At 65.8% G+C, this 16,332-nt stretch carries 12 protein-coding genes and 1 tRNA gene; 10 read left to right on the top strand and 3 right to left on the bottom strand.

The window, feature by feature from the left end:
• Nucleotides 1-57: 57 nt before the first annotated feature.
• From DZC73_RS06890 to DZC73_RS06875, 4 genes are all read left to right on the top strand, one after another.
• A complete protein-coding gene (locus DZC73_RS06890; RefSeq protein WP_124539409.1) occupies nucleotides 58-978 on the top strand; it encodes an ATP-binding cassette domain-containing protein in 921 nt (306 codons plus the stop codon).
• Nucleotides 979-980: 2 nt separating this feature from the next.
• Nucleotides 981-1,766, top strand: a complete 786-nt coding sequence (locus tag DZC73_RS06885; protein ID WP_124539408.1) for an ABC transporter permease — start codon at nucleotides 981-983, stop codon at nucleotides 1,764-1,766.
• 58 nt (nucleotides 1,767-1,824) lie between these two features.
• Nucleotides 1,825-3,711: a protein-disulfide reductase DsbD gene (dsbD, locus tag DZC73_RS06880; RefSeq protein ID WP_124539407.1), complete on the top strand. Its 1,887-nt coding sequence runs from the start codon at nucleotides 1,825-1,827 to the stop codon at nucleotides 3,709-3,711.
• Nucleotides 3,712-3,765: 54 nt separating this feature from the next.
• A tRNA-Met gene (locus DZC73_RS06875) sits at nucleotides 3,766-3,842 on the top strand.
• Between the two features lie 93 nt (nucleotides 3,843-3,935).
• Here DZC73_RS06875 and DZC73_RS06870 read toward each other — a convergent pair.
• Nucleotides 3,936-4,283: a hypothetical protein gene (locus DZC73_RS06870; RefSeq protein WP_124539406.1), complete on the bottom strand. Its 348-nt coding sequence runs from the start codon at nucleotides 4,281-4,283 to the stop codon at nucleotides 3,936-3,938.
• Nucleotides 4,284-4,459: 176 nt separating this feature from the next.
• Between DZC73_RS06870 and DZC73_RS06865 the strand changes: the two genes are divergently transcribed.
• Complete coding sequence (locus DZC73_RS06865; protein WP_124539405.1) at nucleotides 4,460-6,166, top strand: alpha-glucosidase; 1,707 nt, start codon at nucleotides 4,460-4,462, stop codon at nucleotides 6,164-6,166.
• A gap of 147 nt (nucleotides 6,167-6,313) precedes the next feature.
• On the top strand, nucleotides 6,314-7,813 hold the full coding sequence (locus DZC73_RS06860) for a methyl-accepting chemotaxis protein (RefSeq protein WP_124539404.1): 1,500 nt from the start codon (nucleotides 6,314-6,316) through the stop codon (nucleotides 7,811-7,813).
• A gap of 17 nt (nucleotides 7,814-7,830) precedes the next feature.
• On the opposite strand, the gene DZC73_RS06855 is transcribed toward DZC73_RS06860, so the two are convergent.
• Nucleotides 7,831-8,286, bottom strand: coding sequence for a helix-turn-helix domain-containing protein (locus DZC73_RS06855; RefSeq protein ID WP_198414787.1), 456 nt, complete (start codon nucleotides 8,284-8,286; stop codon nucleotides 7,831-7,833).
• 176 nt (nucleotides 8,287-8,462) lie between these two features.
• On the opposite strand from DZC73_RS06855, the gene DZC73_RS06850 reads away from it, so the two are divergent.
• The 4 genes from DZC73_RS06850 (at nucleotide 8,463) to DZC73_RS06835 (ending at nucleotide 15,634) form a co-directional block, all read left to right on the top strand.
• Complete coding sequence (locus tag DZC73_RS06850) at nucleotides 8,463-8,795, top strand: hypothetical protein (RefSeq protein WP_124539402.1); 333 nt, start codon at nucleotides 8,463-8,465, stop codon at nucleotides 8,793-8,795.
• Between the two features lie 68 nt (nucleotides 8,796-8,863).
• A complete protein-coding gene (locus DZC73_RS06845; RefSeq protein ID WP_124539401.1) occupies nucleotides 8,864-10,042 on the top strand; it encodes a PLP-dependent transferase in 1,179 nt (392 codons plus the stop codon).
• Nucleotides 10,043-10,559: 517 nt separating this feature from the next.
• Entirely contained in the window at nucleotides 10,560-13,523 is a 2,964-nt protein-coding gene (locus tag DZC73_RS06840; RefSeq protein ID WP_124539400.1) for a GH92 family glycosyl hydrolase, read from the top strand.
• A gap of 242 nt (nucleotides 13,524-13,765) precedes the next feature.
• Nucleotides 13,766-15,634, top strand: a complete 1,869-nt coding sequence (locus DZC73_RS06835) for a glycosyl hydrolase (RefSeq protein ID WP_124539399.1) — start codon at nucleotides 13,766-13,768, stop codon at nucleotides 15,632-15,634.
• Here DZC73_RS06835 and DZC73_RS06830 read toward each other — a convergent pair.
• Nucleotides 15,607-16,215, bottom strand: coding sequence for a cytochrome b family protein (locus DZC73_RS06830; RefSeq protein ID WP_124539398.1), 609 nt, complete (start codon nucleotides 16,213-16,215; stop codon nucleotides 15,607-15,609). The two genes, DZC73_RS06835 and DZC73_RS06830, sit on opposite strands and share 28 nt — an antisense overlap.
• Between the last annotated feature and the right edge of the window lie 117 nt (nucleotides 16,216-16,332).

Genomic DNA, 16,332 nt, shown 5'->3' with positions numbered 1-16,332 from the left:
AACAAGGAAAGGGTCAGCGCAAGCTGGCCCTTTCTGTTTTGGGCACACTCGCAGGCCATGTCCGAGCCCATCTTCCGCATCGAGCACCTGCACAAGACGTTCGGTGACAACCTCGTGGTGAACGACTTGTCGCTGGCGATCCAACCCGGCGAATGCCTTGGCGTGATCGGGCCCAATGGTGCGGGCAAGACCACCACCATCCGGATGTGCCTGGGCCAGGCGGCGCCGGACTCGGGACGCATCGAGGCCTTTGGCCTTCCCATTCCGCAGCAGGTGCGCGAGGCCAAGAAGCGCATCGGTGTGGTCACGCAGTTCGACAGCCTGGACCCTGATTTCACCTGCGCCGAGAACCTGCGGGTGTATGGCCGCTACTTCGGCCTGCCCAGGCACGTCATCGAAGAGCGCATTCCAAAGCTGCTGGAATTCAGTGCCCTGCAGGCCAAGGCCAATGCCCGGCCGGGCGAGCTGTCCGGCGGCATGAAGCGGCGCCTGAGCCTGGGCCGTGCGCTCATCAATGACCCTGACTTGCTGCTCCTGGACGAGCCCACCACCGGCCTCGACCCTCAGGCGCGCCACTTGATGTGGGAGCGGCTGCAGAACCTGCTGCAGCAGGGCAAGTCCATCCTGCTCACCACGCACTTCATGGACGAGGCCGAGCGCCTGTGCGACCGGTTGCTGGTCCTCGACCATGGCCGCAAGATCGCGGAAGGCGAGCCACGCCAGCTCATCCGCGAGCACCTGGAGAGCGATGTGGTCGAGGGCTATGGCGATGGTGCCCGGCAGGCGGCGCAGGCTCACGCACAACTGGCCTCTCGCGTGGAAACCAGTGGCGAGACCGTGTTCTTCTACCTGCGCGACCCCAAGCCGCTGCTGGACGTCCTCTCGCAGGACCACAGCGTGCGCTACCTTCACCGCCCGGCCAACCTGGAGGACCTGTTCCTCAAGCTGACGGGTCGCCAGATCCGCGACGAGGGCTGACCATGCTGATCTCGTTTTACGCCGCACCACGCATCACGGCGCGCTTCTATCCGGTGATGCTGCGCAACCTGCTCGTCTGGCGCAAGCTGGCCATTCCCAGCATCGTGGGCAACATCGCCGAGCCGCTGATCACGCTGGTGGCGTTCGGTTATGGCCTTGGCTCGCTGGTCGGCCAGATCGACAACCTGCCCTACGTCACGTACCTGGCCTCGGGCAGCATCGCGGTGAGCTGCGCCCTGGCCGCTACCTTCGAGGCGCTGTACTCCGCCTTCTCGCGCATGCACGTGCAGAAGACCTGGGACAGCATCATGAATGCGCCGATCGCGTTGGACGACATCGTCTTCGCCGAGATGCTCTGGGCGGCCTTCAAGAGCCTGTTCTCGGTGGGCGCCATCATGCTCGTCATCGTTGCGCTGAACATCAGCCGTGCGCCGACCATGCTGCTGGCGCTGCCGCTGCTGGGCTTCGTGGGTGTGACTTTTGCCTCGATCGCGCTGGTCTTCAACGCCCTGGCCAAGGGCTATGACTTCTTCACCTACTACTTCACCCTCATGCTCACGCCCATGACTTTCCTGTCGGGCGTGTACTTTCCCATCGAGCAGATGCCGGACTGGCTGCAGGCCTTCGCCCGCGTGCTGCCGCTGACGGCCGCGGTGGATCTGGTGCGTCCGCTGATGATCGGCGAGATGCCGGCCCGATGGCTGGCGCCGCTGGCCATTCTGGTGGCCTATGCGCTGGGCGGTTACTACCTGGCACTGGTATTGACCCGCAGGCGGTTTTTCAAATGACCGGAACCCTTGGGGCGGAAATACAGTCGATGATGGGATTCAACAAAGAGACGTCGGGATGCGAGTGAAGCTGGTCAGATGGCAGTCCTGGGTGTTCGCGGCACTGGGCGTGCTTGCCTTGCTGGCCGGCGTGCAGGCACGGGCGGAAGACGACTTCCTGGACCCGGAAGTGGCCTTCAAAGGCAGCGTGCGTGCGCAGGATGCCAAGACGGTCGAAATCATCTTCGACATCGCGCCCGGCTACTACCTGTATCGCGAGCAGTTCAAGTTCGCCGCCACCGGCGCCAGCATCGGCGCGCCGGTCTTCCCGCCCGGCAAGGTGAAGTTCGACGAGACCTTCCAGAAGAACGTCGAGACTCACCGCGGCTTGTTGCGCATCACCGTGCCGGTGGAGCAAGCCAAGAATCCATTTCGCGTGGCCGTGAACTATCAAGGCTGTGCCGACAAGGGCTTGTGCTACCCGCCGGCGCAGATGCGTGCGGACGTGAGCTTGGCCGGATTCGGCGGCGACGGCACGGCACGTGTTCTGCCGGGGCGTGAGATCCCCATCCCGGGTGCGTCGACGGATGTGTCACCTCCCGCATCGATGTCAGTCCCGGCGACTGGCGCCAAGGCTTCACAGGAATCTTCAGTCGCCGACGAAGGTGACGGCATCGAGACCGTGCTTCGCTCGGGCGGATTCTGGAAGACCGTGGGCGTGTTCTTCCTGGCGGGCATCGCCTTGTCCCTCACGCCCTGCGTGCTGCCCATGGTGCCCATCCTGTCGTCCATCATCGTCGGGCAAGGTGGCGGTACCGGCCAACACCGCGGGCGTTCCTTCACACTGTCCGTTGGCTACTCCCTGGGCATGGCAGTGGTCTATACCGCTTTGGGCGTAGCAGCCGGCCTCGCGGGCAACGGCCTCGCGGCCTACCTCCAGAACCCCTGGGTGCTCGGGACCTTTGCCCTGATGCTGGTGGTGTTGAGCCTGTCGATGTTCGGCGTGTACGAGCTGCAATTGCCAACGCGCTTCACCAGCTCCCTGAACGAGACCTCGCAGCGCCTGCCCGGCGGCCGGTTCGCGGGTGTGTTCGCGATGGGCGGGTTGTCGGCCCTGATCGTCAGCCCTTGTGTGGCGGCACCGCTGGCGGCTGCGTTGGTGTTCATCGGCCAGACGCGCGATGTGGTGCTGGGCGGCACGGCGCTCTTTGCCTTGTCGGTCGGCATGAGCGTGCCGTTGCTGCTCGTGGGTGCGTCTGCGGGTGCCCTGCTGCCGAAGGTGGGCGCATGGATGAACGAGGTGAAGCGTGTCTTCGGCCTTGTGCTCATCGGTGTTGCCTTGTATGTGATCCAACCGGTGCTGCCCACGAGCGTCGCGATCGCACTGTTGGGCGTCTTGCTGCTCGGTGCTGCGTATGTCGTGCTGGGTGCCGGCAAGCGAGACGGATCGAGCACGGGAACCGGCCGCAAGATTGCTGCGGCGCTGGTCGGTCTCGTCGGCGTGGCGCAGCTGGGCAGTGGTTTGGCCGGCGGCACCGATCCGCTGCGTCCGCTCTCGGTGTTCACTCCCAACAAGGCCGCGGCTGAACGCGTCGCCTCGGCGCTGCCTTTCGAGACGGTCCGCAGCGTGGCAGAACTCGACGCCAAGCTCGCGCAGGCGCGAAGCAGCAATCGCGTGGCGATGCTCGACTTCTACGCCGACTGGTGCGTGTCCTGCAAGGAGATGGAGCACCTGACCTTCACCGACACGAAGGTGGCGGCCAAGCTCGCCAACGCGATGCTCCTGAAAGCCGATGTGACGCACAACAATGCGGACGACCGCGAACTGCTCAAGCGCTTCCAGCTCTTCGGTCCACCAGGCACGATCTTCTTTGATGCACAAGGCAAGGAACTTGTGCGTCCGCGCGTGATCGGATTCCAGAACGTCGAGAAGTTCATCGACACGCTGAACAAGGCAGGACTTTGATTGGGATGAACTGTGAAAGTCCCATTTGGTTGTGCTATAGTCTGAGGCTTCAGTCGCGGGGTGGAGCAGTCTGGTAGCTCGTTGGGCTCATAACCCAAAGGTCGTTGGTTCAAATCCAGCCCCCGCAACCAAATCAAAAGGCCCTGATCGGCAATGTCGATCAGGGCCTTTCCCTTTTGCTTCCCTTTTTTGCTTCTCCTCCCGCCATCCTCCCTGCTTGATCGTCAGGCCGCGTTGAGCCGTCGCGAATGCAGCAGGCCCCACAGCGCCAGCACCAGACCCATCAGCGCCCACCCATCGGATTCCGGATTGGATGGGGCGACGATCGCGGATTCCTCCGCGCCCTCGCCGAGCACGATGTCCAGCGGGTCTTCGTGGCTGAAGACCATGCTGATCGTGTCGGGCCAGGTGCTGTCGAGGTCCAAGGCCCCGCTGAGCGAACCGGCACGCAATGATTGGTTAACAGCGTTCGTGTCAGATGTGGGGTGATCGCCGTGCGCGCACGTCATGGCCAGCGAAGCCACCGGTGAAAGGGCTGCCGATGCAAGCAGCCATCGTCCGAACGACAACATGTGAACTCCTTCCCTGAGTCATGCCTTGTAGTAGTCACGTGGGCGTTTCGCTCACGTGTGAAGACATTGTCTTGGAACACAAGCTCATGACGTGAGCCACCTGTTGTTGCCCCGTGGTTCCCGCGTTCGGCCACAATGTTTGGCATCCCCCCGAAGCACCATCACAAGGTGAATGCATGACTGAAGTACCTTCCAAGCACCCATCGTCCAAGACCGCTGCCGACAAGAATTGGTGGCGCGGCGCGGTGATCTACCAGATCTATCCGCGTAGTTACGCCGACTACAACGGCGATGGCATCGGCGACCTCGCGGGCATCGTCGAGAAGCTGTCGCACATCGCGAAGCTCGGTGCCGACGCGATCTGGATTTCGCCCTTCTTCCGCTCTCCGATGAAGGACTTCGGCTACGACGTGAGCGACTACCGCGACGTCGATCCCATGTTCGGCACGCTCGCCGATTTCGATCGCCTCGTCGCGCGTGCGCACGAGCTCGGCCTGAAGGTGATGATCGACCAGGTGCTCTCGCACTCTTCCGATCAGCACGCCTGGTTTGTCGAGAGCCGTTCGAGTCGCGACAACCCGCGCGCCGACTGGTACGTGTGGGTCGACCCGCAGCCCGATGGCTCGCCGCCCAACAACTGGCTCAGCGTCTTCGGCGGCAGCTCCTGGCAGTGGGACACGCGCCGCAAGCAGTACTACCTGCACAACTTCCTCGTCTCGCAACCAGACCTGAACTTCCACAACGAAGCCGTGCAGCAGCAGCTGCTGGACGACATCCGCTTCTGGCTCGACCGCGGCGTGGATGGCTTCCGCTTCGATGCGTGCAACTTCCACTTCCACGACCGGCAACTGCGTTCCAACCCCGCACAGCCCCTGGCCGCAGGGCAGGACCTGCCCGCCAACCCGTACGAGATGCAGGTGCACCGCTTCGACAAGACGCAGCCGGAGAACCTCGGCTTCCTCGAACGCATCCGCCAGTTGCTCGACGAATACGGTGCGGCCAGCGTGGGCGAGATCGGCGATCCGCAGGCCCTGCCGACCATGCTTGCCTACAGCGCGCAGAACAAGCGCCTGAACATGACCTACAGCTTCAGCCTGCTCACACCGGAGAAGAGCGCGGCCTACATCCGCCGGCAGGTCGAGGAGTTCGAGACGATGACGGCGCAGCCCGGCAACGGTGGCTGGCCATGCTGGACCATCAGCAACCATGACATGCCGCGCATGATGTCGCGCTGGGGCGGCCCCGATGCGCCGCTGCCCTTTGCACGGGTGGCCGGCGCCATGCTGCTGAGCCTGCGCGGCAGCGCCTGCTGGTACCAGGGCGACGAACTCGGCCTGCCCGAGGCCGACGTGCCCTACGAGCTGCTGCAGGACCCGGTGGGCATCACCTTCTGGCCGGCGAACAAGGGCCGCGATGGCTGCCGCACGCCCATGCCCTGGCATCGCGACCAGCCCAATGGCGGCTTCGGCACACCGGCGGGCAAGACGCCCTGGCTGCCGGTGCCTGAGGCACATCGTGCACGCGCGGTGGACGTGAGCGAGGCGGACCCGAACGCGCCCATCCACTTCCTGAGAGCCTTCCTGCAATGGCGCAAGACCGTGCCTGCGCTGCGCACCGGGCCCATCCGCTTCCTGGATGCCCCCGAGCCCGTGCTGGCGCTGGTGCGCACGCCCGAGGCCGGTGATGCCGGGCCGTCCTTGCTGATGCTGTTCAACCTGTCTGGTCAGCCCGCCAGCTTCGACCTGCCCGGCGCGCCTGCGAGCAGCGCCAGCGACGCCGCACCTTTTGCTCAGCTGCCGGTGTCGCAACGCGGGCAGCGCAATGGCAACCGCTTCGAGATGCCGGCGCACGGGCTCTACGTGGGTGCGATTGACGTCACCTGAGGTCGCGCACAAGTTCTCGGATCGGCCCGGATCAGGGTCGGTCCGCATCAAGCCTTCCACCGACGCGCCGACAAGCCCTGATGCGGCAAGACCGTCGCACAGGGAGCGCTTTTGAAGTCTTTGCGTCATACCCTGCTGGCACTGATCGTGTCCGGCATCTTGGCGGCCAGCCTGTTGATGGCCATGTCCCTCTGGGGCGCCCAGCGCGGCGCGTCTGCCGCGACAAGAACCTTCGTCGCCAAGGACGTCACCGCCGACATCCTGCCGCCGCCCATGTACCTCATCGAGCTGCGGCTCGTGCTCTCGCAGGCCACCGAAGGCAGCATGCCCATCGACAAGGCGGTGGGTGAGGCAGCGAGGCTGGAGAAGGAATACCAGGAGCGCATCGCCTACTGGACGGCCAATCCGCCCTACGGACTGGAGGCGCAGTTGCTGGGTGCGCAGCACCAGGCCGGGCAGCGCTTCATCGAATCATCGCGGGCTGTGCTGAAGGTGCTCAAGAAGGGCGATGCCGCCACGGCCCAGTCCGCTCTCAAGGCAGCCGATGCGCAATACCTGAAGCACCGAGAGGGCGTGGACGAGACGGTCCGGCAGTCCACCCGCTTTGCCGATGATGCGGCCAAGGGTTTTGATGACACGCTGTCGCTGGTCAGCCAAGTGCAATGGACGGTCTTTCTGGCCGCGGCGCTGGCGCTCGGCCTGCTCGGGCGTTTCGGGTGGAAGAGCATCTGGGCGTCCATCGGCGGCGAGCCGGCGGCTGCGGCCGCGGTGGCGCAGGCGGTGGCCTCGGGCGACCTCCGCGTGAAGGTGGAAGTCGCACCTGGCGATACCGGCAGCATCATGGCAGCCATGCGCACCATGTGCGAGCGTCTCACCGACGTGGTCGATGTGGTGCGTGCCAGCAGCGACTCCATCGCGACCGGGTCACGCCAGATCTCCATGGGCAATGCAGACCTCAGCCAGCGCACCGAGGAGCAGGCCACCAACCTGCAGCAGACGGCGTCGTCGATGCAAAAGCTGTCATCCAACCTGGAGGCCAGCGCGCAGGCGGCCACCGGTGCGGTGGACCTGGTGACACAGGCGCGCGACGCCGCGCAGCATGGCAAGCAGGTGGTCGATGGCGTGGTGTCCACGATGGAGGACATCGCCCGCAGCTCTCGCGAGATCGGCGAGATCGTCGCGGTCATCGACGGCATTGCCTTCCAGACCAATCTGCTTGCGCTGAATGCGGCCGTCGAGGCTGCACGTGCGGGCGAGCAGGGGCGCGGCTTCGCGGTCGTGGCGGGTGAAGTGCGTGCGCTGGCACAGCGCAGCAGCGAGGCAGCCAGGCAGATACGGACCCTGATCGGCGGCAGCAGCGAGCGCGCGGAGCGCGGCTCCTCGCTGGTGCAGCAGGCGGGCAATCAGATGGGCGACATCTTCGACCGCGTGCACCGCGTCGCGGACCTGATCGCCCAGATCGAGGCGTCCAGCTCGACGCAATCAACCGGCGTGCACGAGATGAACCAGGCCATGGTCCAGCTGGACCACATGACCCAGAGCAACGCAGCGCTGGTGGAAGAGTCGGCCGCGGCCACCGAAAGCCTCAGCAGCCAGGCACGGCGCCTCGTGGACGCGGTGGGCCGATTCAAGCTGCCGGCCGCCTGAACCCGGCGGCCGGTGCGTCAGCTTGCCTGGGCCTGCAGGGCTTCCAGGCGCTTGGCGACTTCCTTCTTGCCCTGGCCGCGCAGCGCAGCGATGGCGGGCAGGTGCTTGGCGTGCGGACGGACCTTGCCGCTTTCCCAGTTGTAAACCGACTGGCCGGTGGCGCCCAGCAGCAGACCCATGTCGTTGGCCGACAGCGCGAGCTTGATGCGCAGCGACTTGAGCCCCTTGGCGCTGAAGCGCAGGCCACCGGCGGATTCGTCGTCCTCGGCAGCTGCCTTGGCCGGCGTGGCCCGGGCGGCGCCCTTGCTCAACTGGCGCAACAGCCGTTCGGCAGTTTCCGCGCGCTTCTTCAACGTGGCGATCTGCGCGCGTTGCGTGCTCACGGCTTGTTTGAGGGATTGGATCTCCGAGCGCATTTCCTTGCGGGCGATGCGCGAGATCTCGGTTTTAAGGACGGCGGCGATATTAGGCATGGCGCGCATTTTGCCGTGTCAAGCTGACACCGCCATAGGGGCGGGTACGCAGGGTGTGACGGACTATTTCCATCCCCGTGCTTGAGGGGAGATCACCCTGGAGGGGGATGGAGCCGGGAACCAGCCTCTCCAAGAATGCCGGCACGGGAACTTCTCCGTACCAACCCTCAGACATCATGCTTCGCGATTTCGCCGGCGACTCCGACAAGGCAGCCACCCTCCGGGACCTGCTGCTGTTGTGGGGCCACGATCCCTCCGATTTCTCCATCGAAGAACACCTCAGTTCCGAGCTGGCGGATGCGCTCGGTCTGGACGGGGGCATGGTCGTCATCCGGCGCGGCTCCAACGGCGAGGAGCGTTACTACGCCACCGGCGGCGGCTTCTCCTGGAGCGGTGCCCTGGCCATGGACCTGGGTGGCGGCGAGTTCGGCCCGCCATCGTCGGGCCTGGTCGGGCGTCCGCACAGCATGCCGGCGTCGCGAGTGGTGAGTTCGCTGCAGGACCTCTGAGCGCGGACCGGGCCCGGCTCGGCCAGGAGTCCGGCCAGACTATCCTTGAGTCATGAAAGGACCGATTCATGACCCAGCCCCCCGCTTCGCGCGATGACGCGCGCGGTGCATCCGCCACCTTCCGCGCGGTGCTGCCGCCGGTGCATCGGGCCGCCACCGTGCTCTTCGACGACGTGGACGCCATGCGCCGCCACGACTGGCGCAGCCGCGAGGCCTTCGTGTACGGCCGCGAGGGCACGCCCACCACCCGCGAGCTGGAGAAGCAGCTGGCCGAGACCGAAGGGGCCCGCCACGCGCTGGTCCTGCCCTCGGGCCTGGCGGGCTATTCCGTGGTGGCCCTGGCGCTGCTCCAGCCTGGAGAGCTCATCGCCATGCCGGTCAATGGCTATGGCGGCGGCGGGCAGATGGCCGATGTGCTGCTGCGCCGCCTGGGCATCGAGGTGTCGGTGTACGAGCCCACTCAGCCAGACACCTGGGCCGAGAACATCCCGGCCGGGACGCGGCTGGTGTGGATCGAGGCGCCGGGCTCCATCACCATGGAAGTGCCCGACCTGACGCGGCTGGTCGCCCACGCGAGGTCCGTGGGAGCGCACGTCGCCATCGACAACACCTACAGCGCCGGCCTCCATCTCAAGCCCTTCGACCTGGGCATCGACGTGTCCTTGCAGGCCTTGACCAAGTTCCAGTCCGGTGCCTCGGACGTCACGCTGGGCAGCCTGTCCTGCGTGAACGAGGGACTGCTGACCCGGCTGCACGAGACGCGGCATTTCCTCGGCATGGGCGTGAGCGCGGACGATGCCTACCTCGTGCTGCGCGGGCTGCCCACCATGTGGCTGCGCTACGAGCAGAGTGCGCGCTCGGGCGAGCAGCTGGCGGCCTGGTTTCGCGGGCGGCCGGGCGTGCAGCGGGTGCTGCATCCGGCCTTCGAGGAGTGCCCCGGGCATGCACATTGGAAAGCGCATTTCACAGCCGCTGCGGGCCTTTTCAGCGTCACGCTGCACGAATCGGTGGACGAGGCGCGCGTGAAGGCGTTCGTGGAAGGGTTGCGCCACTTTCCGCTGGGCATGTCCTGGGGCGGGCATTCGAGCCTGGCCTTGCCTTACGCGGCCACGCACAACGCGGCGCAGCGGCTGCGCCGCCTGGGCGAGCCTGTGGGCGCGATCATCCGCTTCTGGGTGGGGCTGGAGCCGGTGGAGGCGCTGCTCGAGGACATCGCGCAGGCCTGGGGAGCGGCGATGAACCGCTGAGGCGCGTTCGACCTCTGGAAATCCCGGTGTGGCGTCAAGTCACATTGATGACTAATATTTTCACTCTATTAGTCACTAGTTGGGCCTAGCCACGTCGACCTGCCGGAGGAGATTTCCAGTTCTTTCGTCACGGCGACGCTCAGCTCTGGCTCACACCGCTGGCCAATTCTCAGGACAACAGCGACGCGACCTTCCTCGTCCGCTGAAGCAGTACTCCTTGGTACCAAATCCCCCTGAGTCCGCATGGCGTTCATGTGCAAGCGCCGTCTTCGTCACTATGATCAACTTACTTGATTAATTGACCGGCCACCCGATGGCACCCAGGCCGGCACGAAGACCCGCTGCTGTTGCACAAGAAGTTTTCGAACAACCGGTGATCGAGGAGACAGAACGGATCTGACGCGGCATCGGCCGCGCCTGGCGGGTCTTCAGCACGCAGCAGTGACGACTCCACGTACCACGCCGCGGCGCGGTCCGGCAAGCCGTCGTTCGTTCAAAACGTTGGAGGAGATCCTTCATGGCTCAGACCTTGTCCAGGTCCTGGCGGGGCTTCGCTCGCCTGTTCACCGCCGCATCGGCGATCGCGTTGGCGTCTTGCGGCGGTGGCTCGCAGGACAACGTGGCGCAGACCTTCCACATGGTGAACAACGCGGGGATGAAGATCCAGGCCGCGACCGCAGAAGCTGCGGCAGACCAGAATCTGCTTCCCTGGGTGAACCCGTTCATCGGCACCAAGATCGGCAACCCCAGCCCCGACAACCAGGGCACCGGCGGCGCGGTGGGTAACACCTTCCCGGGCGCGACGCTGCCCTTCGGCATGGTGCAGTACAGCCCCGACACCGGCTACGGCGAGTTCTATGCATTTGGCGGCTACAACTACGACAAGGGCGTGCTGCAGGGCCTGAGCCTCGTGCACAGCAGCGGCACGGGCTGCACCATCCAGCAGGACATTTCGATGCTGCCCATCGTCGGCAACATCGGCGTCTCGCCGGGCACCCACATCGAGAACTACCAGGTGGGCTTCTCGCACGCCAATGAACAGGCGGTGCCGGGCTACTACCGCGTGGGCATGAACAACGGCGTGAACACCGAGCTCACGGTGACGCGCCGTACCGGCTTCGGCCGCTTCACCTGGCCGGCCACCAACGACGCGACGATGATCCTCAACACCGGCCGCAACGGCGTGGGCGCACGCAGTGCGCAGCTGGAGATCGTCGGCAACGACTCGGTCCAGGGCTTCGTCGAGACCGGTGGCGTGTGTGGCGGCGGCGGGTACTTCGTGTACTTCTACGGCCAGTTCGACAAGAGCTTCGCGAGCTTCGGCACCTACCAGGGCGACACCATCACCGCCGGCTCGCGCACGGCGGCGCGTGCCAAGAACAACGGCGGCTGGGTGAAGTTCGCTGGCGGCGGGCAGGTGCGGCTGCGCATCGGCGTGTCGTACGTGAGCACGGCCAACGCCAAGCTGAACATGCAGACCGAGAACCCGAACTGGGACTTCGATGGCTTGAAAGCGTCGGCGCAGTCCACCTGGAACAGCACGCTCAACAAGGTGCAGGTCACCGGCGGCTCCAACGACGACCGCACGAAGTTCTACACGGCGCTGTACCACTCGTCGCTGCACCCGAACCTCTTCAGCGACGTGAACAACCAGTTCATCGGCTTCGACAACAAGATCTACAGCACGGGCGGTGGCTGGGACAAGTACGCCACCTTCTCCGGCTGGGACATCTACCGCTCGCAGGTGCAGTTGATCGGTTGGCTCTCGCCCAAGGTGGCCAGCGACATGGCGCAGTCGATGGTGGTCGATGCGCAGATGGGTGGCGGTGGCTATCCGAAATGGCCGACGGCGAACGACGACACCTGCGTGATGGTGGGCGATGCGGGCGCGGTGATCGTGGCCAACCTGTATGCCTTCGGCGGCACGGCCTTCGACACCACCGCAGCGCTCGGCTACATGGAGAAGGCGGCCACGCAGCCGGGCGTGCATTCACGCAACTGCGAGACACGGCCGGGCCTGTCGGAGTACCTGAGCCGCGGCTACATCCCCATGGGCAGCTCGGGCGTGTGGGGTCCGTCCGCCACCACGCTGGAGTTCGCGCTCGCGGACTCCGCCATCGGCCAGTTCGCCGGTGCCCTGGGCAACACCGCCAAGCGCGACCTGTACTTCACCAAGGCGCAGGCCTGGAAGACGCTGTACTCCAACAACAGCGGCTACATCCATCCGCGCGACACGGGCGGCTCGTTCAAGAACGGCTTCGACCGTGCGGTGGATGGTGGCGACTTCGTGGAAGGCAACTCCGCGCAGTACACCTGGATGGTTCCGCAGAACTACCGCGGCCTCATCGACCACATGGGTGGCAACGCCGCGGCCGTTGCGCGGCTGGACGAGCACTTCACCAAGCTCGACGCTGGCCCGGCCAGCCCGTATGCCTTCATGGGCAACGAGCCGGAGCACGGCTCTCCCTGGGCCTACAACTTCGCTGGTGCACCGTACAAGACACAGTCGGTGGTGCGGCGCATCCTGACCGACCTGTACCGCAACGGCGCTGACGGCCTCACGGGCAACGACGACCTGGGCGCTACCTCGGCCTGGTTCGTGTGGGGCGCGCTCGGCCTGTACCCGGAGATCCCGGGCCTGGGCGGCTTCACCATCGGCAGCCCGCTGTTCCCGAGCACGGTGGTGCGCATGGGCAATGGCCGCACGCTGACCATCAACGCATCGAATGCAGGCGCCAACGGCACCTACATCCAGAGCATGAAGGTCAACGGGGCAGCCTCGACCAGCACCTGGCTGCCGCTCACGGGCCTCGCGTCCGACACCACGCTGGACTTCGTTCTGGGCAGCGCCGCCAACACCGCCTGGGGCAGCGCACCGGGCGATGCGCCGCCGTCCTTCGATGCGCCGCGCACCAACACGCGCGCCACCTCGTTCTCGTCGGACTTCGAGAGCCTGGCCGCGCAGCCCGACTGGAACGACACGGTGGACTTCCAGGCCAACGTCGGCGGCTACTGCTGCGGCCTGAACCACATGGAGACCTCGGTGCGGCGCGAGAACGTCGCGCACAGCGGCAGCACGGCGCTCATGTACTCGGGCATGGACAACGATGCGACGCGCTCGTTCTCGTACAACAAGGTGTTCGACGTGAACATCGCGGTGACCAGCACCACGAAGCTGTCGTACTGGGTCTACCCACAGAGCAGCGCCACCCACAGCCGCTACGTGGCCGTGGACCTGATCTTCAGCGACGGCAGCAGCCTGCGCGATTCCGGCGCCACTGACCAGAACGGTGTGCGCGTGCATCCGGAGTTCCAGGGGCGTGGTGGACGGCTGGTGAACGACCAGTGGAACAACGTGCAGTCCAACATCGGGCAGTGGATGGCGGGCAAGACCATCGTGCGCATCCTGGTGGCCTACGACCAGCCGGGGGCGACGGGCAACTTCCGCGGCTACTTCGACGACATCCAGATCACGCCGTAGCTAGGCCCCCCAGTCGCTGGCGCTCCTGCCCCCAAGGGGCGCCACCCTGCGGACCGGCGCAGCCGGATCCGCGGGCGTTGCTTGATGGGTCGCATTGCTCCTTTGCCGTTCAAGGGGCTGATTCGACTGTTCGCCGGCTCTGATCGACAGCTCACCGGTGTGCTGCCTTTTGCTTCACCTGCCCTTCACAGTGCGCTGCCTACGATGCCTCCCATACCAACCGATTGCTCAGGGAGAGCGTGATGTCCATCCGCACCACAGCGCTGACCGGCCACGAGACCGGCACGCGTGCTTTGAAAGTCTGGTTCGCCGTCGCGACGGTGGCTGCAGCCTGTGCTGCGGCCTCCGTCGCGCATGCAGACACCATCTACACCCGGCCCAACGACGGATCCACTGCCAGGTTGAGCGACCCGGCGGCCACCCAGGAGACGCAGAACGCCTACAGCTTCATCAAGACCCGCACGAGCAAGGGCAGCTCCAACATGATCCTCGGGCAGCACATGGGCGGCCCGGGCGAGATGAACCAGACCTCGGTGTCCTTCGACATGCCGACCTTCCGCATCGACAGCGCCACCAACGGCCGGCATGCCTACCCGCGGCTGATCGGCGCGCGCTACGACAGCAACGTGGGCAAGGACAACTACCTGCTGGACGCCGGGCTGATCGACCAGATCAACACGCGGCTGATCGAGGTGTCCAACATCTACCACCCGATCGTGGCCATCACCGCGACGCCGCGCAACCCGTGGCACCAGGCCAGCGGCCGCGATTACTTCGATGGGCAAGGACCACTCGGCCAACTGGCCTATGCCAATCGCGCGACCGGCCCCGCCAAGCTCTTCTGGGATGAGATCGACACCATCGCCGACGGCCTGGCCAAGCTGAAGACGGCCGACGGCAAGCCCATTCCGGTGCTGTTCCGACCCTTCGCCGAATTCAACACCGGCGACAAGTACTACGGCCCGAACTCCAACCCGCAGCAGAACCAGACCCAGCATCCGCAAGAGTTCGTGGCGCTGTGGCGCGAGGTGGCCAACTACTACGTCAACCAGCGCCATCTGCACAACCTGATCTTCACGTGGGAGGCCTGGGTCTGGAACCGCCGGCACGATGAAGTGGCCGTCCTCGGACCCTGGTTCCCTGCCGCGTCGTCTCCCACCGACAAGCTGTGGGTCGACGTGGTGGCCGGCGCCTTCTACTTCGACCCCGTCGACCCGCGCTTCAGCCTGGACTTCACGAACGATCCCGTTCCCAATGACGAGAAGGTGTTCTACAGCCTGATGAACCTGGCGATCACCAACAACAAGCCCTTCGGTGCCGCCCAGTGGTCGGTGAACTACACCAAGCCGGGCGAGGCCTGCGTGCAGGGCGACAACAGGAACGCACAGCAGTTCATGACGAGCGTCGACAACCGCCACTACGTCGCGACGCCCACGACCCAGCACCTGTCATTTGTCTACTACTGGGCCGATGACAACAACGGCTACTGCATGTCGATGAACAGGCAGCTGCACTCGACCGAGTTCGCCGACGACCCGCGCGTGGCGAGCATCACCGGCATCGACGCCATCAATACCGAGAGCGGGCGGGTGGTGGAGTCCAAGGACGGTGGCACGGGTGGGCAGATCCAGCAGGGCCTGCCGCTGCGCACGGGCGACACCGTGCTGAACCGGCAGGTCAAGTCCGTGCTGTCCTTCGACACCTCATCGTCGACGCTGCCGGTCAACGCAGTGCTGTCCGACGCGCCCGCCAGCGTGGTGCTGAAGAAGAACCTTGCCAGCGATGCGATGCCCACGACCTTGGCGGACCTGGGCATTGAAGCCGCCGCCGTGCTGGGCGCCAGCACCAGCCTGGCGCTGGACGATTTCAACGCGATCGCCACGATGCTGCCGGGCCGCATCAGCGATCCGAAGGCGTCCTACCGTGGCCAGGTCGCGTACGGCCAGGTGCCGAGCGCCAACGTCAACCGCGCCGGCCGCACCCAGCTGCGCCTGGCCTTCAAGCTGGCCACCGACGGCAACGGCGCCGGCAACCAGATCGACTGGGTGGGTCAGACCACCTCCGGGCCGGAGCTGATCCTCAGCTACACCTTGCCCAACGCCAACCCCTGACGGCGCGGCTGCGTCCAGCGCAGCACCAGCACCGACACGACGAGGGTCGCCATCAGCCAGTAGATGGCGCCCTCGTTGAGGTGCTTGATGACGCCGTTGAACAAGCCGATCGCGAGGTAGTACCCGCCGATCAGGTGCAGGCGACGCCAGTTCGCGCCCATCGCGCGTTGCGCGGCGTTCGTCGAGGTGAGCGCCATGGCCGCGATGAACACGTAGCCCAAGCCGCCCAGCACCCACATCGCCGGGTTGACCAGGGCGGCGAAGGTGCCGGGACTGGCCTGGTGCAGCGTGGCGAGTGCGGCGGCGTGCATCGTGTGCGAGGCGGCGAACGACAGTCCCAGCTCGCGCCGGTTGGCGCGCAGCCAGCGCGTCGCAGCGCCCGGCCATCGGGCATGCAGGGCTGCTGCGCCGAAGGCCGCGCAGAACAGCAGCAGCGAGGTCCGGGCCGTGCTGCGGATGGCCATGCGGATGCCGGCCACCGGGTCCGCCTGGGCGGCGAAGGTGGCCAGCGCGCAGCCGGCAACGAGAAGCGACAGCAGGGCGATGAGCCCCCAGCGGGTGCGGTGCGAGGTGGTCGTCATGAGTGCGGGGCGCAGTGAACGAAGGCGCCATTGCCGCACCCGGTTGTATCGCCGCTGTGTACGCCGGGGGCGATCTTGTCGCCGGGCATGTCCGTGCCGCCTTCAGACAAAGTGCGA

The sequence above is a fragment of the Rhizobacter terrae genome (assembly GCF_003852895.1).
GTDB classification, from domain to species: Bacteria; Pseudomonadota; Gammaproteobacteria; order Burkholderiales; family Burkholderiaceae_C; genus Albitalea; species Albitalea terrae.
This window is presented reverse-complemented; position numbering and strand designations above follow the sequence as displayed.